This window comes from Empedobacter sp. GD03797, assembly GCF_029842105.1.
Classification (GTDB): Bacteria; Bacteroidota; Bacteroidia; order Flavobacteriales; family Weeksellaceae; genus Empedobacter; species Empedobacter falsenii_C.
The window spans coordinates 1-1,305 of sequence record NZ_JAOCFS010000064.1 but is presented as its reverse complement, the minus strand read 5'-3'; the positions used below and the strand labels follow the sequence as shown (position 1 = coordinate 1,305).

Annotated in this window: 1 protein-coding gene; it reads left to right on the top strand. The window is 28.0% G+C overall.

Annotated elements, in window-relative coordinates:
* Positions 1–172: 172 nt before the first annotated feature.
* The coding region (locus N5D90_RS17025) for a hypothetical protein (RefSeq protein ID WP_280063472.1) at positions 173–1,305 on the top strand (1,133 nt) is incomplete at its 3' end.

Sequence of the window (1,305 nt, the reverse complement as noted above, 5' to 3'; positions counted from 1 at the left end):
ATATGCCGCATATTTGTATCTAAATATGGATAATGTACAAATCGCAAATGTGATGAAAGTAGAAACAAAAACGGTACGTATGGCAAAATATCGTTTAAAGCAGAAAATTGGACTTTCAAAAGAACAAGACTTGCAAATTTTTATTCGAAATTTAGAATTATAACAACTAATAATGAGAAAAATAAAACTCTATTCAGGAATTGTAATCTACTTTTTTATTACCTCAATTTGTTATGCTCAGAATGAAATAAATCAAAAACTTTACGGAATCGAATTATTATTTGTTGATGAAAAATTTGATCAAGCAGAAAAAGAATTATTAAAAGCTGAGAAATTATATGGCAATGATGATCTGAATAAAGTGAAAATATTCGCACGATTCTCGATGCTCTATCTTCTTGAAAATAAGATTGAAAAAGCTTATAATTATGCAGAATCGAGCAAAGAAATAGCCGCTTATACATCTGATAAACTTGATGATGCTTATAATTTAGAATCTTTTGCTCGTATTTATTTAAACAATCAACTCCCAGAAAAAACTGTTGAATTTGCAAATGAAGCATTAAAAATTTTAGATAAATATCCGAAAGAATATTTCTTGAAATCAAGAATATATTCATTGTTAACAATGATGCATACTCGCAACGGAGTTTATTCTGTCGAATACGAAAACTATATGAATAATGCATTGAAAAATGCATTGTTATCTAAAAATCCATTGCAGATTTATAATTCACTAACAGAAAAATCCTTGGTGAGTTACGCAAAATATAATCAAACTCATAAACAAGAGGATATTGAAAATGCGATAAAATATACAGAAGAAGCTCTGCATTTTGTTGAAGAAAATACGAAAACGCTTTATGCAAGTACGCCGAGAATATTGTTATATAATAATTATTCGTCTTTACTATTTAATTATCCAAACAAAAAATTCAATACAGCACAACGTCTAAAGCTTGCAGAAGAATATACACTAAAAGGCTTAAAACTATCAGAACAAAGTAATATTAAAGGAATGCAGATGGCAACTTATGCTTCTTATGCTCAGATATTAGAAACTAAAAACCTAACCAAACAAGCAGAAGATTACTATATTAAGGCTTATAATTTGGCAAAAGATGATAAAATAAATCGTGAATTACGAGTTGCTGCAAATATCTCAGATATAGTCGCACGTTTTTATGAAAAAGAAGGTCAATTAGAAAAATCCCTTTTTTATACACAAGAAAATTTACGATTTACAAAAGAATCTTTCAAGCAATTAACTGAGAATAAACGAAAATTCTTGGAAATCTATTTTAG